Annotated in this window: 18 protein-coding genes; 8 read left to right on the forward strand and 10 right to left on the reverse strand. The window is 68.7% G+C overall.

Translation table 11 applies throughout. From position 1 onward, the window contains the following. Window positions 1-53 precede the first annotated feature (53 nt). The 5 genes from dnaB to rpsF all read right to left on the reverse strand — a co-directional run bounded on the left by dnaB (window position 54) and on the right by rpsF (window position 3,441). A complete protein-coding gene (gene dnaB, locus B7K24_RS02105) occupies window positions 54-1,421 on the reverse strand; it encodes a replicative DNA helicase (RefSeq protein ID WP_084128383.1) in 1,368 nt (455 codons plus the stop codon). A gap of 438 nt (window positions 1,422-1,859) precedes the next feature. Then, window positions 1,860-2,306: a 50S ribosomal protein L9 gene (rplI, locus tag B7K24_RS02110; RefSeq protein ID WP_084099945.1), complete on the reverse strand. Its 447-nt coding sequence runs from the start codon at window positions 2,304-2,306 to the stop codon at window positions 1,860-1,862. A gap of 14 nt (window positions 2,307-2,320) precedes the next feature. Then, window positions 2,321-2,557, reverse strand: a complete 237-nt coding sequence (gene rpsR / locus B7K24_RS02115) for a 30S ribosomal protein S18 (RefSeq protein ID WP_084079523.1) — start codon at window positions 2,555-2,557, stop codon at window positions 2,321-2,323. A 32-nt stretch (window positions 2,558-2,589) separates the two neighbouring features. Continuing rightward, window positions 2,590-3,099: a single-stranded DNA-binding protein gene (locus B7K24_RS02120; RefSeq protein WP_084128385.1), complete on the reverse strand. Its 510-nt coding sequence runs from the start codon at window positions 3,097-3,099 to the stop codon at window positions 2,590-2,592. Window positions 3,100-3,150: 51 nt separating this feature from the next. Beyond that, window positions 3,151-3,441, reverse strand: coding sequence for a 30S ribosomal protein S6 (gene rpsF / locus B7K24_RS02125; protein ID WP_084079592.1), 291 nt, complete (start codon window positions 3,439-3,441; stop codon window positions 3,151-3,153). A gap of 329 nt (window positions 3,442-3,770) precedes the next feature. Here rpsF and B7K24_RS02130 point away from each other — a divergent pair, with 329 nt between their 5' ends. Together B7K24_RS02130 and B7K24_RS02135 are read left to right on the forward strand one after the other, a co-directional pair. Next, window positions 3,771-5,063: a hypothetical protein gene (locus B7K24_RS02130; protein ID WP_084128387.1), complete on the forward strand. Its 1,293-nt coding sequence runs from the start codon at window positions 3,771-3,773 to the stop codon at window positions 5,061-5,063. A gap of 2 nt (window positions 5,064-5,065) precedes the next feature. Beyond that, window positions 5,066-6,364, forward strand: a complete 1,299-nt coding sequence (locus B7K24_RS02135; RefSeq protein ID WP_234986515.1) for a carboxylate--amine ligase — start codon at window positions 5,066-5,068, stop codon at window positions 6,362-6,364. On the opposite strand, the gene B7K24_RS02140 is transcribed toward B7K24_RS02135, so the two are convergent. Next, the gene (locus B7K24_RS02140; RefSeq protein ID WP_159449112.1) at window positions 6,361-8,805 is read right to left on the reverse strand and encodes a transglycosylase domain-containing protein; all 2,445 of its coding nucleotides are present in this window, start codon (window positions 8,803-8,805) and stop codon (window positions 6,361-6,363) included. The genes B7K24_RS02135 and B7K24_RS02140 overlap by 4 nt on opposite strands. Before the next feature lie 240 nt (window positions 8,806-9,045). Here B7K24_RS02140 and B7K24_RS02145 point away from each other — a divergent pair, with 240 nt between their 5' ends. Further along, on the forward strand, window positions 9,046-9,627 hold the full coding sequence (locus B7K24_RS02145) for a PadR family transcriptional regulator (RefSeq protein WP_084128390.1): 582 nt from the start codon (window positions 9,046-9,048) through the stop codon (window positions 9,625-9,627). A gap of 13 nt (window positions 9,628-9,640) precedes the next feature. Then, window positions 9,641-10,732 carry an inositol-3-phosphate synthase gene (locus B7K24_RS02150; RefSeq protein WP_084128392.1) on the forward strand — a complete coding sequence of 364 codons (1,092 nt, stop codon included), beginning with the start codon at window positions 9,641-9,643 and terminating at the stop codon, window positions 10,730-10,732. A 118-nt stretch (window positions 10,733-10,850) separates the two neighbouring features. Here the strand turns inward: B7K24_RS02150 and B7K24_RS02155 are convergent, their stop codons facing one another. Next, window positions 10,851-11,522 (reverse strand): SDR family oxidoreductase, encoded by a 672-nt coding sequence (locus tag B7K24_RS02155; protein WP_084128394.1) that lies wholly within the window; start codon window positions 11,520-11,522, stop codon window positions 10,851-10,853. Between the two features lie 90 nt (window positions 11,523-11,612). Continuing rightward, a complete protein-coding gene (locus B7K24_RS02160; protein ID WP_159449113.1) occupies window positions 11,613-12,095 on the reverse strand; it encodes a DUF805 domain-containing protein in 483 nt (160 codons plus the stop codon). Between the two features lie 100 nt (window positions 12,096-12,195). Here B7K24_RS02160 and B7K24_RS02165 point away from each other — a divergent pair, with 100 nt between their 5' ends. Next, window positions 12,196-13,491, forward strand: coding sequence for an MFS transporter (locus B7K24_RS02165; protein WP_084128398.1), 1,296 nt, complete (start codon window positions 12,196-12,198; stop codon window positions 13,489-13,491). Here B7K24_RS02165 and B7K24_RS02170 read toward each other — a convergent pair. Together B7K24_RS02170 and B7K24_RS02175 are read right to left on the reverse strand one after the other, a co-directional pair. Further along, window positions 13,467-13,985, reverse strand: coding sequence for a hypothetical protein (locus B7K24_RS02170; protein WP_084128399.1), 519 nt, complete (start codon window positions 13,983-13,985; stop codon window positions 13,467-13,469). The genes B7K24_RS02165 and B7K24_RS02170 overlap by 25 nt on opposite strands. Window positions 13,986-14,092: 107 nt before the next feature. Further along, the gene (locus B7K24_RS02175; protein WP_234986516.1) at window positions 14,093-15,541 is read right to left on the reverse strand and encodes a CCA tRNA nucleotidyltransferase; all 1,449 of its coding nucleotides are present in this window, start codon (window positions 15,539-15,541) and stop codon (window positions 14,093-14,095) included. A gap of 89 nt (window positions 15,542-15,630) precedes the next feature. On the opposite strand from B7K24_RS02175, the gene B7K24_RS02180 reads away from it, so the two are divergent. From B7K24_RS02180 to murJ, 3 genes are read left to right on the forward strand one after another with little or no spacing between them, the layout of a single operon-like run. Continuing rightward, window positions 15,631-16,176, forward strand: coding sequence for an NUDIX hydrolase (locus tag B7K24_RS02180; RefSeq protein ID WP_084128401.1), 546 nt, complete (start codon window positions 15,631-15,633; stop codon window positions 16,174-16,176). Further along, on the forward strand, window positions 16,173-18,257 hold the full coding sequence (locus B7K24_RS13195; RefSeq protein WP_144268071.1) for a DUF6049 family protein: 2,085 nt from the start codon (window positions 16,173-16,175) through the stop codon (window positions 18,255-18,257). Before B7K24_RS02180 ends, B7K24_RS13195 begins: the two co-directional genes overlap by 4 nt. Next, window positions 18,250-19,971, forward strand: a complete 1,722-nt coding sequence (gene murJ, locus B7K24_RS02195; protein WP_159449114.1) for a murein biosynthesis integral membrane protein MurJ — start codon at window positions 18,250-18,252, stop codon at window positions 19,969-19,971. Before B7K24_RS13195 ends, murJ begins: the two co-directional genes overlap by 8 nt. Window positions 19,972-20,017: the final 46 nt, after the last annotated feature.

The following is a 20,017-nucleotide window of genomic DNA, read 5'->3' on the forward strand; positions in this document are numbered from 1 at the left end:
GCGTGGAGTGCCCCCCGAACCGGACACTGCGTGGCTCGACGGGCGCACCGCACCTACATATCCGGCGCCATGTCCGTGAAGTGGGCGTAGTCCTTCTTGAAGGCCACGGCGATGGAATCGGTGGGACCCGCACGGTGCTTGGCGACGATGAAGTCTGCCTCGCCCGGACGGTTGTCGCGGTCGTACGCGTCCTCACGGTGCAGCAGGATCACGATGTCCGCGTCCTGCTCGATGGCGCCGGACTCACGCATGTCCGAGAGCATGGGCTTCTTGTCGCCGCGCTGCTCGGACCCACGGTTCAGCTGCGAGATCGCGATGACCGGCACCTCGATCTCCTTGGCGAGCAGCTTCAGTGCACGCGAGAACTCGGACACCTCCTGCTGGCGCGACTCGACCTTGCGGCCCGAGCTCATCAGCTGCAGGTAGTCCAGGACCACCAGCTGAAGGTCGTGCTGCTGCTTCAGGCGACGACACTTGGCGCGAATCTCCATGAGCGTCATGTTGGGGGAGTCGTCGATGTAGAGCGGCGCCTTGGCGATCTGCGCCGCGGTCTGCGCCAGACGCTCCCAGTCGTTGGGCCCCATCGGCCCCTTCGTGAGACGCGTCAGCTTCACCGAGGCCTCTGCCGCAAGCATGCGCTTGGTGATCTCCTCGCGGCTCATCTCGAGCGAGAAGATGACGGAGGCCTTGTTGTGGTGGATCGCGGCCGAGCGCGCGATGTCGAGGCCCAGCGTCGACTTACCGATGGCGGGACGCGCCGCGATGACGACCATCTGGCCCGGCTGTAGGCCACCGGTGAGCTCGTCGAGTTGGGTGAAGCCGGTCGGGACTCCCAGCATGGAGCCGTCGCGTGAGGACGACGCGTCGATCTGTTCGAGCGTGGCCTCCATGATGTCGCCGATGGACAGGTAATCGGCGGAGTTGCGCCGCTCCGTGACCGCGAAGATCTCGGCCTGAGCGCCGTCGACCACCAGGTCGATCTCGGCGCCATCGCCGTCGTAGCCCATCGCCGCGATGCGCGTGCCCGCCTCGACCAGGCGGCGCAGGATCGACTGTTCACGCACCAGCTTGGCGTAGTAGCCCGCGGACGCCGCGGACGGCACGACCGAGATGAGCGTGTGGAGGTACTCCGCGCCGCCGATGCGCGACAGCTCGCCGGTGCGCTGCAACTCGGCGCCCACGGTGAGGGCATCGACCGGGTCGCCACCGTTGTACAGCTTCACGGCGACGTCGAAGATCTTCTCGTGCGCCGGCTTGTAGAAGTCGTCCGAGCGGATCATCTCGATGACGTCTGCCATCGCGTCCTTCGACAGCAGCATGGAGCCGATCACCGACTGCTCGGCCTCGAGGTTCTGCGGAGGCAGGCGCTCGAACGTGCGCGGCTCGTCACCGTAACTTGCCTCAAGCTCGTCGATCGACATCTGCTCGCCGCTCCCTTCTTGGCCGTCTGGCCCCGTGGTGGGCCGTGCTGTCTACCTTGCCTCGCCCCTGTGACATCGTCGGCTCAGGCGCGAGGGGACACGTCAAGATAAGGCCCCTGCCCAGGCGACACAAACCCGTGCCGATCCCGCCCGTGGACGGACCGGTGGACAAGTGGCTCCCACACGTGGAAGACCTGTGCATAACGCCCGAGAACGACTGTGGACAGCAATGTGGATAGTGCCTGCCTTTGTTCACCAAAACACCACTTACCAGCACCTTTGTTGCCTCCACGGCTGTGGACAGAACTCCGCGAAAAGTCCTCGGCGTGTCGCCCGCCGGCGTGTCGCGTCGGCCCGTTGTCCACAGATTTTCCCCGACCACGCACAGGGGCCCGGTGCCGCCGGAAGGCGGAACCGGGCCCCTGTGCGCGATGACGCTTACTTCGCGGCGACCACCTGGACGGTGACGGTCGCGGAGATGTCGTCGTGCAGCGAGATCTGCACCGCGTACTCGCCCAGCGCCTTGATGGGCTGGCCGATGTGGACGCGACGCTTGTCGACCTTCGCGCGCTCACCGATCGCGTCGGCGATGTCCGCCGGCGTGACCGAGCCGAAGAGACGACCGGACTTGCCAGCGGTCACGGCCACCTTGACGGGGGCGGACTGCAGCGAGTCGCGAGCGGCCTGGGCCTCCTCGACGGACGCGATCTCCTTGGCGCGCTGCGCCTTGCGCATCGCCTCGATCTGCTTCTCCGCGCCGGCCGACCAAGGGGTCGCCAGCTTGCGGGGAACGAGGTAGTTGCGCGCGTAGCCGTCCTTGACGTCGACGACGTCACCGGCGATGCCGAGGCCTGCGACCTCGTGGGTCAGGATGAGCTTGGCCATCTTCTTACCCCCGATCAGCGGCCGGAGCCGGCGTAGGGGAGAAGGGCCATCTCGCGGGCGACCTTGATCGCGCGCGCGATCTCGCGCTGCTCCTGGACGGACACGCCGGTCACGCGGCGCGAGCGGATCTTTCCGCGGTCCGAGATGAACTTACGCAGAAGAGCGGTGTCCTTGTAGTCGATCTTGTCGACCTTGGCCGCCTTGAGCGGGTTCACCTTCTTCCGCGGCTTGCGGATGTCGTGCTTAGCCATTCTTGTTGCTCCTGAAAAGTGAAATGAAGTGTTTAGAACGGGGGCTCGTCGGACGCCGGGGCCGAGGCCCACGGGTCGTTGTTCGAGCCACCAGCCGGAGCCGAACCGCCACCAAAACCACCGCCGCCGAAGCCGCCGCCGTTGTTGTTGCCGCCACCGCCGAAGTTGCCGCCACCCTGACGCTGCGTACGGTTCACCTTGGCGGTGGCGTAACGCAGCGAGGGGCCGACCTCATCGACCTGCAGCTCGACAACCGAGCGCTTCTCGCCGTTGGACTCAAACGAACGCTGCACCAGGCGGCCGGTCACGATGACCCGCATGCCCTTGGTGAGCGACTCGGCCACGTTCTCCGCGGCCTCGCGCCACAGGGAGCAGCGCATGAACAGGGTGTCCCCGTCCTTCCACTCGTTCGACTGACGGTCGAACGTGCGGGGGGTGGACGCCACCGTGAAGTTGGCCACCGCCGCGCCGGACTGGATGAATCGCAGTTCCGGGTCGCCGGTGAGGTTGCCCACGATGGTGATCGGAGTCTCGCCTGCCATGAATGTTCCCCTAGGTCTCGTCTAAGAAATTGGTTGCGGTCGGGATCAGTGCTACTTGGCGTCGGGACGCAGCAGCTTGGTGCGCAGAATCGTCTCGTTCAGGCCCAGCTGGCGGTCCAGCTCCTTGGCCGTCGCGGACTCCGCGGTGAAGTTGATGACGACGTAGATGCCGTCGTTCTTCTTCTTGATCGGGTAGGCCAGGCGACGACGGCCCCAGACGTCGACGTTGTCGACGGTGCCCTTGTCGGTCGTGACCACGTTCAGGTACTTCTCGAGCGACGGTGCAACCGTGCGCTCGTCCACCTCGGGATCGAGGATGACCATCATTTCGTACTGACGCATCGAGTAACCCACCTCCTCTGGACTTAAGCGGCCATGGACGTTCCATGGCAGGAGGGTTGATGCTGCCGCGCGGTCGACACCGGGTGATGCCCACACGAGCGGCCCTCAAGGATACCCCGTGCGCCCGCGTGGGCGCCAGGCGGGATCTGCGTCGTGTACCGCTCAACACACAGCAGTGACCTCTGGGGCGCGCGGGGCTAGAGGGAATGCACACCCGTCACATGCTGCCCGCCCGCCGCAGGTGTGTGTTGAGCGGTACGGGGGCGTGGACGCGGGGCGGCGGGACGCGGCACTCGTAGACTGGGCGCCGGACCTGAGGAGGCACCTACGTGAGCACCAAGCCCGTCCTGCTCGTCACGCTCGGCGGGGACATCGGCACCTACGCGTTCCAGCGCGCGGCACGCGACAAGTACGGCTGGGACGTCATGGTCGTCGCCAAGGTCGTCACGACGTTCTTCCGCTACTCGACGCTGGCCCCGTGGGTGATCGAGCCCGGGATCCACGAGCCAGCGCGCATCATCGCGCGGCTCAACCACATCGCCGCGGACCACCCCGACCACGAGCTCGTCCTGATGACCAACCTCGATTGGCATGTGCGCACGCTCGCGCAGCACCGCGACGAGGTGGACCCGCGCTGGCACCTGCCGTTTTGCGACCTCGCGACCTTCGACAAGGTGTCGTCCAAGCATGCGTTCGCGGAGGTCTGCGAGAGCGTGGGCGTGCGCACACCGCGCAGCCTGTCGGTGGTGTTCGCGGGACAGAGGGCCGATGCCGTGGTCGCCAGCGGCGACGTGCTCGCCGCGATCAAGGAGCGCGGTCTCGCCTACCCCCTGATTGGCAAGCCGTCCGCGAGCGCGGACTGGTTCGAGGTCGCCTTCCCTGGCAAGAGCAAGATCCACCACTTCGAGACCGAGGCGGAGCTCACCGAGGTGCTGGGCCACCTTGAGGCCGCCGGCTACCCCAGCGAGTTCCTGGTCCAGGAGTTCGTGCCGGGAGACGAGACCCACATGCGTTCCCTGACGGCGTACCGCGACAAGGCCGGCCGGGTGACTCTCATGGCGGGCGGCCAGGTGCTGCTCGAGGAGCACACCCCGGGCACCATGGGCATCCCCGCGGCCATTCTTACCGGGGTCGACGAGGATGCGTTTGCTGCGGCGGCGCGCTTCCTCGACGCCGCCGATTACTACGGCTTCGCGAACTTCGACTACAAGGTCCACTCGGGCACGGGTGAGAACGTGTTCTTCGAGATGAACCCGCGTATTGGCCGCAACAACCACTACGTCACGTCCGCCGGCGTGAACGTGGTCGACGCCGTCGCACGCGACCTGCTGCCCGAGCATTTCGCGGCGGCCCACCCCGACGGTGACGCCACGCTTCCGGCAACCCCCACGGACGAGATCCTGTATTCCGTGGTGCCATGGCGGCTGCTGCGCCGCTACCTGCTGGATCCGGCACTGCGCGACAAGGTGGACCGGGCACGCCGACGCCACGGCGTGTTCCACCCGCTGCGCTATCGCGGCGACGCGTCGCTCCTGCGCCGCCTCTACGTGACGGCGCTCGACCTGCGCCTGGCGCGCAAGTACAAGCAGTATTACCCGCACCCCACCGAGACGGGATTTTGACCGTGGCAAGTGTTGCATCGGCCCCCTACGCCCACGAGATCGAGGGCCGCACGCTCGTCCCCGTCATCCTGGGCGGCGACATCGGCGGCTACTCCCTCGCCCGCGCCTTCCACGAGGCCTACGGCATCCGGTCGATCCTGATGTCGACCACGCTCAACGGCGTGGTGCGTGACTCGGACATCGTCATCAACGAGGTTCATCCCGACATGGACGACCCGGACGCGTGCGTCGCGGCCATGCTCTCCATCGCCGCCAAGCACCCCGGCGCGGACCTCATCGCGATCGCGAGCGCGGACTGGCTGGTGCGCACCCTCGTCGAGCACCGCGCCGAACTCGAGCCCACCTACGTCATCCCGTACGTCGGGGTCGAACTCCTCGACCTGGTGACGTCGAAGCACGGCTTCGAGGACCTGTGCCGCGAATACGGCCTGGCGCACCCGCACACGGTGGTCGCCGACCTCGCCGATGGCGTCCACGTCGACACCGGGGACCTGCGCTTTCCCGTGATCGCCAAGGCCGGCTCGACGGCCGCGTACCACCACGTGGAATTCGCGGGCAAGGAAAAGGTGCACACGGTCGACACCCCCGAGGCGCTGACCGATCTCCTCACGCGAGTGCGCGACGCGGGCTACCGCGACACGTTCATCATCCAGGACCTCATCCCTGGCGACGACTCGGCGCTGCGCATCACCAACACCTACGTGGATCGCGCGGGTCGCGCGCGGCGCACCGTGTTCGGTCACGTGCTGCTCCAGGAGCACACGCCCAGCACGCTCGGCAACTCCTCCGTGGTGCTGACGACGACGGACGATGCCACGGTCGCCGGGCTCGAGCGGATGCTCGAGGGCATCGGCTGGGTGGGCGCGGGCAGCTTCGACATGAAGGTGGACCCTCGCACGGGCGAGGTCGTGCTGTTCGAGCTCAACCCGCGCCTGTCGCGCTCCAATTACTACGTCACGGGTTCGGGCTTCAACCCGGCGGTCGCATACGTGAGGGATTGGGTATTGGGGGCCGATGCCGTGGTGGCGTCAGACCCTGCCACCCGCGAACACGTCTTCACTGTCGTGCCGCGCGCGCTCATGAGGCGCTACCTCATCGACGCGGACGTCAAGGCGGCCGTGGCGCGCGCACGGAAGGCAGGAGCCGTCAGCAACCCGCTGTGGAACCGCGCCGAGCGTCAGCCGCGCCGGTGGGCGTACGTCGCCGCCCACCAGCTCAACCAGATCAAGAAGTACCGCACGTGGTACCCCCGCTCGCGCCAGCAGGCGGAGCGGGAGCAGGCGGTCACAGCGGCACGCTAGGGCAGCACCGGCTCTTCGGCGCCGGCACCACCCCCGTCGCCCGCCGAGTCGGAGTCTGCGTCCCCGGTCTCCTCAGGCGCGGGCGCCTCGGTGGTTTCCGTCTCGGTGGGCTCCGGCGCGGGCGGCTCGGTCGTCTCCGTCTCCGTCGGCTCCGGCTCAGGTGCCTCGGTCGTCTCCGTCTCCGTCGGCTCCGGCTCAGGTGCCTCGGTGGTTGCGGTCTCGCTCGGCTCCGGCGTGGGCGTCGGCGACGCGGTCTGGCTGGGCTCGGGCTCCGGCTCCGGCGTCCACGCGTTTTGGGTCTCGCCCACGTCGGCACGCTCGGGGAACTCCTCGACCTCGTAGTCCTCGAGGATGGGGCCCATCATCGCGGTCCACACATCGGCCGGGACGGTCGAACCGGTGATCTGCGAATAGCCACCAAAGGGATCGATGCGTTCGGCCGAACCGTCCTCGCCCACCTGGTACAACGTGACGGCGCCGACGATCTGCGGCGAGAAGGCCACGAACCAGGCCGAGCGGTTGTCGTTCGAGGTGCCCGTCTTGCCGGCGAGTGGACGCCCGAGCGAGGCCGCGGTGCGGCCCGAGCCACCCTCGACGACCTGTTGCATCGCGTAGGTGGTGTCCGCCATGACGTCCTCGCTGAAGACGCGCTCGGACTCGGGATCCGCCTCGTACGCGGTCTGCCCCTCGGCGTCGCGCAGTTCGGCGACGATGTGCGGGGTGGTGCGGATGCCGCCCGAGGCGAACGTGGCGTATGCCGACGCCATGTCGATCGCGTGGGGCGACGCGGAACCGAGCACGTTGGACAGGTTCGCCTCGAGGCCGAGGGTGTCCTCGGGCAGTCCTGCACGGATCGCGGTCTCCATAGTGGCCTGCGGCGTGACGTCCTCGTTCAGGCCCACGTACGCGGTGTTGATCGAGTTCTGGGTGGCCTCAATGAGGTCGACCCAGCCGTAGTCGCGGTCGTTGAAGTTGCGCACCGGCGCGTCGAAGCCGGGGAACTCTATGCCGCTATTGCCCTCGTAGCGGCTCTCGAGGCCGATGCCGCGCTCCAGCCCCGCCACGAGGGCGAAGGGCTTGAAGGTCGAGCCGGCCTGGGCGACGTCCTGCGTGACCGCATTACGCTGACGGGCGAGGTAGTCCTCGCCTCCGTACATGGACGTGATCGCTCCCGTGTCGGCGTCGATCGTGAGAGCCCCCACCTCGAGGTTGTCGGCGTGGTCGTCGGGCATGTCCGCGACGGCCGCCTCGGCCGCCTCCTGGTGCGAACGAACGATCGTGGTGATGATCCGGTAGCCCTGCGACTCGACGTCGTCGCGAGAGATGCCCGTCTTCGCCTCGACCTCGTCGAGTGCGGTCTGCAACAGGTACCCCTCGGGCCCGGCGAAGATGTCCTGGTTCGAGTACTCGATGGGCTCGGGGAAGACCGTCTCCGCGTCACGCTCGTCCTGCGCGAGGAACTCGGCATCGACCATGCCGTCGAGCACGTAGTTCCAGCGCTGCTCGGCCTTGTCGTGGTCCTCCTTGGGGTCCCATGCGCTGGGAGCGGGCACGATGCCCGCGAGCATCGCGGCCTCGGCAAGCGTGAGGTCGGCCGCGTGCTTGTCGTAGAACTCGCGCGAGGCCGCCTCGATGCCGTAGGCGCCGCGGCCGAGGTAGATGGTGTTGAGGTAATTCTCGAGGACCTCGTCCTTGCTCTGCTCCTGGTCGATCTTGAGCGCCATGAGGGTCTCGTTGATCTTGCCGGGGATCGAGGTGGTGGTCTCACCCACGTAGTAACGCTCAACGTACTGCTGCGTGATCGACGATCCTCCGCGCGGCTCGTTCAGCACGATGGTGTCCCACAGAGCCTTGACCATGCCGGGGATGTTGATGCCGGGGTTCGTGTAGAACGTGCGGTCCTCCGCCGCGACGAAGGCGTGGGGCACGTACTCGGGGAGCGTGTCGATGCCCACGGACTCACGGTCCGCGACGCCGAGGCGGCCCAGCTCCGTCTCGCCGTCCGCGTAGTAGAACACCGACGACTGCGCCTGCGCGAAGTCATCGGGCTCCGGAATCTCGAGCCGCATGTACGCGATGACGAGGGCGACGATGCCCGCGATGGTCACCGCGAGAATCGCGAGCAGGAGCCACAGCCCGATGCGCTTGAGCCACCCCTTCCAGCCCAGGGGTTCCTTGCCCCCCGCTCCGCCCTTGCCGCCCCCGGAGCCGCCCTTGCCGCCGGCGGTCTGTGTCGCGGGCTGACGGGCGGCCGATGCCGTGGCCGTCTTGGCACCCTTGGCTCCCGTGGTCGCGTGGACACCTGTGGCACTCCACTGCGGCAGGCCGTTAGCGGTCTTGCCGCCGGAGGTGCGCTGGACGCCCGTGGTGGCGCGCTGCGGCTGCGCGCCGGTGCTCGGACGCGTCGAACGGCGCTGGGGGTTCTTCGAGGAGTCGGTCACAGGGTCAACCCTAGGCAGTAGGCGGCAAGAACTCGGGGCGTCCGCGCGGGGACGCGCGGCAGCAATCATCCGATCCAACGCACGAGCACGCCGTTTCGTGACCGTCGATCTTTCACGTCGACACGCACCGCGATGTATCGTTGCGATACAACGCGTTGCTATGGTGGGTCGTCGCCTACCGACGGTAGGCCACGTCACCCAGCCGGAGCATCGGCCCCCCGTACAGCGAAGGAGGAACGCATGGCCAAGACGGACGTCTTGTCGCTAGCGATCCTCGGCATGCTCGCGGAGCAGCCGTTGCACGGGTACCAGATCCGCAAGCGTCTGGGGGGTGAGCTGGGCCCGTTCCGAGCCCTCAGCTACGGCAGCCTGTACCCGTGTCTCAAGCGCATGGTCGCGGCCGGGCTCATCGTCGGTGATGCCGAGGACGGCGCGCGCGCGACCGGCTCGCGCCGCTCACGCATCGCGTACCGACTCACGGACTCGGGCAAGGCGCGACTGAACGACGAGCTGGCTTCCTCCACGGCATCGGCCTGGGACGACGACACCTTCGACGTGCGTTTCGCGCTGTTCACCAAGACCGATTCCGCGACGCGCCTCAGGATTCTCGAGGGCCGCCGCTCGCGCATGTCGGAGCGCATCGAGGAGATCTCGCAGGGACTGGCGCGCGTGCGCGACCGCCACGACGCCTACACCGCCGAGCTCCAGCGTCACGGCCTCGAGCGGGTGGAGCGCGAGGTCGAGTGGCTCGACAAGCTCATCGAAAACGAACGATCCGCATCCCGCGGAGAAAAGCACACCGCATCCGCGGATGACAACTAAGGAGAGATCAAGCATGTCTTCACTGCGTGTCGCGATCGTCGGCGTGGGTAACTGCGCGACCTCGCTGATTCAGGGCGTCGAGTTCTACAAGAACACGCCCGCCGGCGAGACCGTTCCCGGCCTCATGCACGTCCAGTTCGGCGACTACCACATCTCGGACATCGAGTTCGTGGCCGCGTTCGACGTGGACTCGCTCAAGGTCGGCAAGGAACTCGTCGAGGCCACCATGGCCTCCGAGAACAACACCATCCAGATCTGCGACGTGCCCAAGACGGACATCCAGGTGCAGCGCGGCGTCACCCTCGACGGCCTGGGCAAGTACTACCGCCAGACCATCGTCGAGTCGGACGAGGCCCCCGTCGACGTGGTCCAGGTCCTCAAGGACACCGAGGCCGATGTCCTCGTGTGCTACCTCCCCGTGGGCTCCGAGGAGGCCGCCAAGTACTACGCGCAGTGCGCGATCGACGCCGGCGTCGCGTTCGTCAACGCCCTGCCCGTGTTCATCGCGTCCGACCCCGAGTGGGCCAAGAAGTTCGAGGACGCCGGTGTGCCGATCGTCGGCGACGACATCAAGTCGCAGGTGGGCGCCACCATCACGCACCGCGTGATGGCGAAGCTGTTCGAGGACCGCGGCGTGCGCCTCGACCGCACGTACCAGCTGAACGTCGGCGGCAACATGGACTTCAAGAACATGCTCGAGCGCGAGCGCCTGGAGTCCAAGAAGGTCTCGAAGACGCAGGCCGTGACCTCCAACCTGACCGGCCCGCTGGGCGGCATTAAGGACGGCCGCGACGTGCACATCGGCCCCTCCGACTACGTCGCCTGGCTCGACGACCGCAAGTGGGCGTACGTGCGCCTCGAGGGTTCGGCCTTCGGTGAGGTTCCCCTGAACCTCGAGTACAAGCTTGAGGTGTGGGACTCGCCCAACTCGGCGGGCATCATCATCGACGCGATCCGTGCGGCGAAGATCGCCAAGGACCGCGGCATCGGCGGCCCCATCCTGTCGGCCGCGACCTACTTCATGAAGTCCCCGCCCGTCCAGATGGAGGACTCGAAGGGCCGTGCCCAGCTCGAGGCCTTCATCGCCGGCGAGGTCGAGCGTTAAGCCTTTCATCGGCTAGTCCCCGGGGCGGATCGCTCGACACGGTCCGCTCAGCACGCGAGGCCCGGGTCACCCAGTGTGGGGGTGGCCCGGGCCTCGTGGTGTCTGCGGGTGGCGCGCCCTAGCGCTCCGTGGCCGCCTGGAGCGCGCGCACCACGGGGGTGTCACCGCTGATGAGTTCCCACTGCTGGCCGATGCTCTCGTCGTGGTCGAGGCTGTCCGCGATCACGTGGGCGACATCGGCTCGTGGGACGTATGCGCGCTCGACCTCGCTGGCCAACTCGACGAGGCCCGTGGGGGCGTCGTCGGTGAGGCCGCCGGGGCGAAGAATCGTCCAGTCGAGTCCGGAGTCGCGCAGGGCCGCATCCGCGTCGCGCTTGGCCGCGACATAGGCGGCCCACACGTCTTCCGCGTCGTCGGGCAAGGGCGCGTCGACTCCGATCGCGCTGACCTGCACGAAGCGCGAAATGCCCGCCAGCTTGGCGCCCTCGATCGACTTGGTCGAGCCCTCCAAGTCGACGGTGCGCTTACGCTCAATATTGCCGTCGGGACCACCGCCGGCCGCGAAGACGACCGCGTCGCAGCCCTCGAACGCGGCTGCGAAGTCCTCGGCGGTGGAGCTCTCGATGTCGAGCCGTCGAGGGTGCGTGCCCAGCGCGGCGAGCTCGAGGAGCTGCTCCTCGCTGCGGGCGAGCGGGACCACGTGCTTCCCGCGCCCCACGAGGATCGGGATGAGTTGAAGGGCCACCTTGCCGTGGCCGCCGACGATGGCAATGCGCTGAGGTGTAGTCATCCCTCCACCATGCCGCGCCCGTGGCGCGATTGCACGCGGCGTTCGCCGGGCGCCAAACCGGGAATGCGCTCCGGGACGGGCGTCGCCGGGTCAGGCGGGCGGCACGGAACCGGCGGGAGGAGCCTGCTCACCCCACGAGGGCGGGGCCGACCGCAGGTGCGCCTTGGGGTCCGGGCCCCACCGGTTCGCTCCGGCCTCGGAGTCGAAGGACGCCATGATGAGCGGCACGATGCCGACGCCTGCGAGCACGAGCCACAGCCAGTGGCCCGTCTGGCCCATGTCGTGCAGGCGTCGCGCCCACACCGCGAGGTACGGGATGTACAGCACCAGCATGCCGATGAGCCACAGCCCGATGGTCACCAGATAGATGCCGATCGCGATGCCCGAGGGGTCCTGACCGTCGCTCGAGCCAGGAACGATCGTGAGGAGGGCGACGACCATCACGATGAGTCCGCCGCCGAACGCCGCGAGCATCATAAAGAGATAGAACCACCAGAACTCGGAGCGCCGTGCGCGGCCCTCGAAACGAGAAAAGTTGGCGAAGGCCGAGCGGACGGCATCGGCGAAACCCATGGAGACCCCCTGGTGGAATGCGTGGTGGTGCGCCGGCGCACCGTGAGTCACAGTACCGAGGAGCCGCCGCATTCGCGGGGTCTACCCCTAGGCTTGCCGCGTGTCCCTCGCCTCCGACGTCCGCGCACTGTGGCATCTCGCGGGCTTTCGGCGCCTGACGTACCAGCGGCTGCTGTCTCAGGGTGGCGACGGGATGTTCCAGGTGGGCATCGCGGCCGCGTTCTTCTTCGACCCCACGACGGCGACCAGTCCCGAGGCGATCGCCACCGGCTTCGCCGTGCTCCTCGCGCCCTTTACCGTCGTGGGCCCCTTCGTGGGTCCGCTCATCGACCGCTGGAAGCGGCAGCGCATCTTGCTGTTCGGCAACCTGGTGCGCCTCGTGATGGTGGGAGCAATTGTGGCCGCGCTGCTCGCGGACGGCCCCCTGTGGTCGCTGTACGTGCTCGCGCTGCTCGCGCTGTCCGTCAACCGCTTTTTGCTCGCGTCCATGACCGCCGGCCTGCCGCGCGTGGTCCCCACCGACGAACTCTTGACGGCCAATGCCGTGCTGCCCACCCTTGGCACCATCGCGGCGGCCGTCGGCGGGGCTGTGGGTGGCGTGGTCACCTTCGTGGCACCACAGGTGTCCGATGCCGGACTCGCCTTTGCGGCGCTGGTGGGGGCGGGAATTGCGTTCGGCGGCGCGTCCTGGGCCGCCACGCTGCTGGGCCGCGACGAGCTCGGCCCCGCACATCCCCTTGCGAGTGGCGAGGTGGGTGAGCGGCTGCGCGCCCTGGTGCGTGAGCTGGGCGACGGGATCGGGTATCTCTATCGCCGGCGCACGCCCTTCCACGCGTTGGGGGTCATGTCCGCGCAGCGCCTGCTGTACGGGCTCATGTTCGTGGCGTCGATCCTCATTTCTCGCTCCGTCCTCGGCGACCCCGACCGGCCCGAGCAGGCGCTCGGTGCCTTCAGCCTGGTGGTGGGATTTGCCGCGGTCGGCTTTGGCCTCGCGGCGGTCCTCACTCCGATGCTGGGCGCGCGGGTCGAGCGCCAAACCTGGATCCTGTGGTGCCTGGGCGTGGGCGCCGCCGGCCAGGTGCTGCTGGCGATCTCGAGCGCGCCGTGGGCGCTGCTGGCCGCCGCAGTCATCGTGTCATGTGCCGTCCAGGGCGGCAAGATCGCGGTCGACACCATCGTGCAACGCGACACCGTCGACGAGTACCGCGGGCGGGCCTTCACGCTGTACGACATGGTCTACAACGTGGCGTTCGTGGGTGCGGCGGTCATCGCCGGACTCACCCTGCCCGACGACGGATACTCGCGCACGCTCATGCTCGTCGTCGCGCTCGCCTACGGCGCGGTGGCGTTGGTGTACGCGCGGGCCCCACGTCAGGCGGCGTCGATCGGCGCCTGAGGCACGCCGGGTCGAGCGATCCTAGCCCGGTGCACGCGCACCGCGAGGATGCCGTTCGCGATGGCACCTGCCGCGATCACGACGAGGGCGAGGCTCCACAGCACCTGTGTCGCCGTGACCGTGAGCACCATGACGTAGAGCACGGCGACGATGCCTGGCGAGGCGATCGCGATGAGGAGCCACGGGCGTCGCCCCCGCCCACGGCCGAGCACATGGGCCCACACGATCACCGCGACGCACAGCGCGGCGAGGATCCCCAAAATCAGCAGGAAGGACACGTCGTCGGAGGTGGCGCCATCATCGAACTGGCCCACCACGAGGATGCCGAAGAGTGCCGCCGCCGCGAAAGGGCCGGCGATGAGCCACGTGACAAGCACGAGCGGATAGCGCCGCACCACGGCATCGGCCCGTCGACCGCCTCGCACGACGAGGACCAGGCACACCGAAGCGGCAAGCGCGGCGAGCATCGGAATCCCCAGGGCAAGGGTCAGCATGAGCCCACGCTAGGCGACGGCGCCCCGGCATGCGCCCTGGTGGCCGAGAATGCGGCTCCACATCGAGTTTCGTGCCGCAAATGTCCACATTTGCGGCAGGAGAGGGGCTAGCGGGAGGCCCACCAGGCGCGTAGTTCGTCGGCCGCGCGTTCCTCGCCCAGCGGCCCGTGCTCCATGCGCAATTCGAGGAGGAACGTGTACGCCATGCCAATCTCGCGCCCCGGACCGATGCCAAGGATCTCCTGGATCTGGTTGCCGTCCAGGTCGGGCCGGATCGCGTCGATCTCTTCCTGCTCGCGCAACTCGGCGATGCGGTGCTCGAGGTCGTCATACGCAAACGACAGTCGCTCGGCCTTGCGCTTGTTGCGCGTCGTCACGTCGGCGCGCGTGAGGCGGTGAAGCCGTTCCAACTGCTCGCCTGCGTCGGTGACATAGCGACGCACCGCCGAGTCGGACCACCGCGCGTCGGCATAGCCGTGGAATCTCAGGTGCATCTCGACCAGGTGGGTGACCGCCTTCACCGTGTCCTTGTCGAAGCGCAGCTCCTTCAAGCGCTTGCGTGACATCTTCGCGCCCACCACCTCGTGGTGATGAAACGAGACGCCGCCACCGGGTTCGTTGCGCTTCGTCGGCGGCTTGCCGATGTCGTGCAGGAGCGCCGCGAGCCGCAACGTGAGATCAGGCCCCGGCACGGCGCCGTCGGGTCCTGTCTCGAGCGCGATGGCCTGGTCGACCACCGTGAGGGTGTGCTCGTAGACGTCCTTGTGGTGGTGGTGCTCGTCGACCTCGAGCTTGAGTGCGGGAAGTTCGGGCAGCACGTGAGTGGCGAGGCCAGCGTCGACGAGGGCGGCGAGGCCCGCGCGCGGGTCCGCGCCCACCAGGAGCTTGCACAACTCGTCGCGCACCCGCTCTGCCGAGACGATCGTGATCCTGTCGGCCAAACGCGCCATCGCCGCAAACGTCGCGGGCTCGATCTCGAAGCCCAGCTGCGAGGCGAATCGTGCGGCGCGCATCATGCGTAGCGGGTCGTCCGCAAAGGACACGTCGGGCTCGATGGGGGTGCGCAGCAGCCCACCCGCGAGATCCTCGAGGCCGCCGTGCAGGTCGACCAACTCCTTCGCGGGCAGCCGCACGGCCATCGCGTTGATCGTGAAATCGCGTCGCGCGAGGTCACCCTCGAGCGCATCGCCGAACGCGACCACGGGCTTGCGGGTCTGGCCGTCGTACTCGTCGGCACGGTAGGTGGTGATCTCGACCATGAGATCCCCGCGCCGACCCCCGATGGTCCCGAAGTCGCGTCCCACGTCCCACGTCGTCGAGGTCCAGCTCTTCAGGATCCGCTCGGTCTGCTCGGGCCGCGCCGAGGTGGTCAGGTCCATGTCGGAGCTCGAGCGTCCCAGGAAGGCGTCGCGGACCGGTCCTCCCACCAGGGCGATCTCATGCCCGGCCGCCTCGAAGCGAGCGGCGAGGTCCAGAATTTCCGGTGGCAACGCGTCCCAGAGAAGTCCGGCGCGCTGGCGCAACACGTCGAGGGAGGGAAGCTGGGGGGTCGTCACAGCATCTATGGTCCCAGATCCGCCCGCGGGTGCCCCGCCGTGGGGTGCCGGTGCGCCGCGGGTGCGGCCCGGCTCGTTAGAGTTGGCGCATGTCCCGTCCGCCCGTTCCGCGCCCCATCCCGGCGCCGCCGCCACCCGGCGGCTCGGCGCTGCGGCGCCGACGTGAGAACGCGGCACACCGGGCGGCGCAGCTCCCGGTGTCGAACGAGACCTCCGCGGGCGGGATCGCGATCATGGTGGTCGACGGCGTCGCCTTCGCCGCCTGCATCGGCCGGCGCAACCGGGCCGGCAAGCTCGAATGGTGCCTGCCCAAGGGCCACATCGAGGGTCAAGAGACTCCGCAGGAGGCCGCCATCCGCGAAGTCGCCGAGGAGACCGGGATCGATGCGGAGATCATCCGCCCCATCGGCGTGATCGACTACTGGTTTACCGGCGATGACCGTCGTGTGCACAAGGTGGTGCACCACTACCTCCTCGAGGCGAAGGGCGGACGCATCACGACGGAGAACGACCCGGATCACGAGGCGGAGGTGGCCGAATGGATCGCGGTATCCGACCTGTGCCAGCGCCTCGCGTTCCCCAACGAGCGCAAGATGGCCCAGGTGGCCGTCGACCTGCTCGCGATCGAGCCGTGATCCGCAGCTTTGCCGCGGCCGCGCTGACGCTCGCGGCGTGTGGCCTGGCGGTGGCGCCCGCCGCAGGCGCGACCGAGGCGACCGAGCCAGCCGCGGCATCGGCCCTTCCCCTCGCGACCGATGTCGCGGCCCTCGAAGGCCAACTACGTTCCGTGTCGCCAGCGGTGCTACGTGACGGGGACGCCCTCACCGCATCGGTGACCGCGCGTAATGGGGGCACCGATCCGCTTGAGGGCGTGCAGGTGGTGGTGTCGCTCACCGATGCCCCGCTTGAGTCGACTGACGCGCTCGCCACCTTCCTCGACGACCCCGCAGTGGTGGCGACCACCGAGGTTGTGCGTGCCCCAGAGGTGGTCGAGGATCCCGACGCCGCTGACCCCGACGCGACCGATCAGGACGCTACCGACGACTCCACTGACGACACGACCGCGGCCGACGGCGCGGCCGACACGGACCCGCTGCCCGGCGCCACCATCGAGCCCGGCGCCGCCACCATCCTCACCGCGGAGGCCGACGCCGAGGCGCTCGACCTGCCCGCGGACGAGTGGGGTGTCTATGGCGTCGCGGTCACCCTCGAGACCCCGGACGGCGAGGTCGTCGTGAGCGCGGGTGCGGTGACGTGGGCCGATGCCGAGGTGCCCGGGGTCGATGTCGCTGTCCTCGCCGTGGCCCAGGGATCGCCCCTTGAGGTTTCCTCGTCGCTCGCCGACACCGACCTGGACGGCGTCGCGATCGCCGTCGATCCCACCCAGCTCACCAACGCGATGGTCTTCGACAACGGCCTGCTCACCCGCGAGGTCCTCCGTCTTCCCGCCGGCGACCCGGACGTCACCTCACTCGCCCACGGCGACGGCGCAGCGCTGTACGAGTTCGCGGCGCAGCGCCCCAGCGGCGCGAGCGTGCTGCCCCTGTCGGCGATGCCCCTGCTCGCCCCGATGCCGGTGGCGGACACCTCCTCCGTGACCCTCGCTAGCGAGGCCGGGGCCCTGGCCGCGTTGGCCGGGCCCGGCACGGTGGGGCTCGATTCCCTCGAGTCCACCGTGAATGCGGTCGACGGCGCCTCGGCCCCCCTCATCGTCCCCGACCGCGTGCTGACCGAGATTGTGTCGACTGCCGCCGCGGACCCGGCAGTCCCCGGCGTCCTGCTCGCCGCGTCGGCGCTCGGTCAGTCGCAGGTGATCGTCAGCGTGGGCAGCGAGGGTGCCATCACGCCCAGGACGAGCCGCCTTGTCGAGACCCTGCTCGACGCACCGTGGGTGACGCCGTCCACGATCGCCGACCTGGCCACGTCCGCCGACCCCGCGCCGGCCGAGCTTCCGGCGACGGCGGGCACGGACGGTGACCTCGCCGCCGAGGACGTCACCGCGCTGGTCGACGCCCTGGCCGACCTCACCACGTTCTCGTCCACCGTCGAGCGTCCCGCCGATGCGCTCGACGCATGGGGCGCGGGGCTCGTCGCGGGCGTCACGACCGAGGCGAGGACAGCATCGGCCCTGCGTGAGGGCTCGTTCAATACGGCCCTCGCGGGGGCACAGGCGACCCTCGGCGCCGTCACCATCGCCGAGGGTTCGGACCTCAACCTGCTCGCCGATTCGGGCGACGTGCCCATCACGGTGATGAACGCCCTCGACCGCGACGTCACGGTGACCGTCAACATGGACAGCAATTCGCCCAACCTGATCGTGGAGTCGTCGCCGACCATCACCGTGGGCGCCGGGCTCGAGGCCACCGCGCTGGTGCCCGTCTCCGCCGTGTCGACCGCCAACGTGACCGTCGTGGTGGGGGTCGAGAGCCCCGGCGGCGACCTCCTGTCTCCCCTCCAGACCTTCGACATCCGCGTCCGCGCGGATTGGGGCACGGCCGGCGCAGCCGTCTTCACTGTGCTCTTGGTTCTGCTGATGGCCGCCGGCGTCATCCGCACCATCCGCCGCGGCCGCAAGGACACCAGGCTCGGCCCCTCCGAGGTCCCGCTTGTGGCGCCCGAGACCGAGCCCGACGGAGACGACCTGACGGTGGCCGATGCCGCAGCTGACGACGCTTCCGCGTCCCCCGACCAGGGTGAGGACACCCGCCGTGAGTGACGAGGTCTCGCCGGCCGACGACGGCCGCACACTGGGGGGCAAGCCGCGGCGTTCGATCACCCGCAACACGGCGATCATGGCGTCCGGCACCGCCGTCTCCAGGCTCCTGGGCTTCGTCCGCAACGCGCTGTTGGTGGCGGTCATCGGGGTCAACGCGGCCGCCGCGAATGCCTACGACATCGCCAACCGCCTCCCCAACGCCATGTTCGCGATTCTCGCGGCCGGCGTGCTCAATGCCGTGCTGGTGCCGCAAATCGTGCGCGCCTTTCAGCGCGAGGGCGGCAAGCGCACGGTGGACCGCATCCTCACGATCGGCACGGTCATCTCCCTCGCGGTCACCGTGGCCGCGACCCTGCTCGCGCCGGTGTGGGTCGAGCTCTACACCGACGACTGGCCGCCGCAGCTGACCGCGCTCGCCGTCGCCTTCTCATACTGGTGCATCCCTCAACTGTTCTTCTATTGCCTGTACACGCTGCTGGGCCAGGTGCTCAACGCCCGCGAACAGTTCGGCCCGTTCATGTGGGCACCCGTCCTCAATAACATCGTGTCGATCGCGGGACTGGTCGCATTCCTGGTGATCTTCGGCGAGTACGTCGAGCCGGGACCCGCGGGCGAGAGCCTCACCGAGGTCAGCGCCCTGTGGACGCCCGATCGCATCGCCTTGCTCGCCGGGGTCGCCACCCTGGGCATCGCCGCTCAGGCCCTGATCCTGTTCATCCCGCTCGTGCGCGGCGGCTACCACTGGCGGTGGCAGTGGCGCGGCCCCCGGGGCGAGCTCTCCGGCATCGGCACCATCGCCGCCTGGTCGCTCGGCGCCGTCGTGCTCGAGCAGGTAGGCGTCGCGCTGGTGACCCAGGTGTCGGCGGCGGCGCAGGTCCTTCCCGACGGCGGCATCGACCCGACCATCGCGGGAAACATGGCCTACTTCCAGGCTTTGTCCCTGTACATCGTGCCCCACTCCTTGGTGACGATTTCGCTGGTGACCGCCATGTACACCGCGATGGCGCGTCACGCCGCGGTGCGCGACATCGATGGGCTTCGTCGTGACCTCTCGCAGGGCCTGCGGTCGGCCGGTGCGTTCACCGTGTTCGCGACCGTCGCGATGATCGTAGTGTCGCAGTACCTGGTGCGGATGGCGCTCCCCACTGCGACCGTCGCCGAGGTGCAGTCGATCTCGGCAATCATGATCGCGATGACCCTGGGGCTCGTCCCCTTGGGTGCCACGGTCCTGTTCAAGCGCCTGTACTTCGCCCTCGAGGACGCCCGCGCAATCTTCGTCATGCAGATCCCGATGACGATCGCCTGGATCGGCACCGCCTACCTGGTCCAGGCGTTTGCCGATCCGCGCTGGTGGACGGTGGGCGTGGGGCTCGGCCTCGCAGTCTCGAACTACACCGGGATGATCCTGCGGGCGGGTGGCCTGCGCCGCCGACTGGGCGGTCTGGACGGGCGCCGCGTCCTGACCTTGCATGCGAAGGCACTGCTGGGCGCTCTCGTCGCGGGAGCGATCGGCTGGCTTGTCATGCGCCTCGCGCCCGATGTCGCCGACCTCTCGGGATGGGGCGGGTTCTTCACCGCGGCGGTGTGGGTCGTGCTGGCGGGCGTGGCCATGCTCGCGGTCTACATCGGCGTGATGCGCGTCCTGCGCGTGAGCGAACTCGACGCCGTGCTCGCGCCCGCGCTGCGGCGCCTGCCGGGCGGTTCGCGCCGCTGACGCCGAATAGCAGGCCGTCAATGTCGCGGGCCCCACGTAGGATGAG

Source organism: Demequina sp. NBRC 110055 (assembly GCF_002090135.1).
Lineage (GTDB): Bacteria > Actinomycetota > Actinomycetes > Actinomycetales > Demequinaceae > Demequina.

What these genes read in the sequence shown, in the direction of transcription:
- dnaB (WP_084128383.1), bottom strand. Translation starts at nt 1,421, where the DNA reads ATGTCGATCGACGAGCTTGAGGCAAGTTACGGTGACGAGCCGCGCACG.
- rplI (WP_084099945.1), bottom strand. Translation starts at nt 2,306, where the DNA reads ATGGCCAAGCTCATCCTGACCCACGAGGTCGCAGGCCTCGGCATCGCC.
- rpsR (WP_084079523.1), bottom strand. Translation starts at nt 2,557, where the DNA reads ATGGCTAAGCACGACATCCGCAAGCCGCGGAAGAAGGTGAACCCGCTC.
- B7K24_RS02120 (WP_084128385.1), bottom strand. Translation starts at nt 3,099, where the DNA reads ATGGCAGGCGAGACTCCGATCACCATCGTGGGCAACCTCACCGGCGAC.
- rpsF (WP_084079592.1), bottom strand. Translation starts at nt 3,441, where the DNA reads ATGCGTCAGTACGAAATGATGGTCATCCTCGATCCCGAGGTGGACGAG.
- B7K24_RS02145 (WP_084128390.1), top strand. Translation starts at nt 9,046, where the DNA reads ATGGCCAAGACGGACGTCTTGTCGCTAGCGATCCTCGGCATGCTCGCG.
- B7K24_RS02150 (WP_084128392.1), top strand. Translation starts at nt 9,641, where the DNA reads ATGTCTTCACTGCGTGTCGCGATCGTCGGCGTGGGTAACTGCGCGACC.
- B7K24_RS02155 (WP_084128394.1), bottom strand. Translation starts at nt 11,522, where the DNA reads ATGACTACACCTCAGCGCATTGCCATCGTCGGCGGCCACGGCAAGGTG.
- B7K24_RS02160 (WP_159449113.1), bottom strand. Translation starts at nt 12,095, where the DNA reads ATGGGTTTCGCCGATGCCGTCCGCTCGGCCTTCGCCAACTTTTCTCGT.
- B7K24_RS02170 (WP_084128399.1), bottom strand. Translation starts at nt 13,985, where the DNA reads ATGCTGACCCTTGCCCTGGGGATTCCGATGCTCGCCGCGCTTGCCGCT.
- B7K24_RS02180 (WP_084128401.1), top strand. Translation starts at nt 15,631, where the DNA reads ATGTCCCGTCCGCCCGTTCCGCGCCCCATCCCGGCGCCGCCGCCACCC.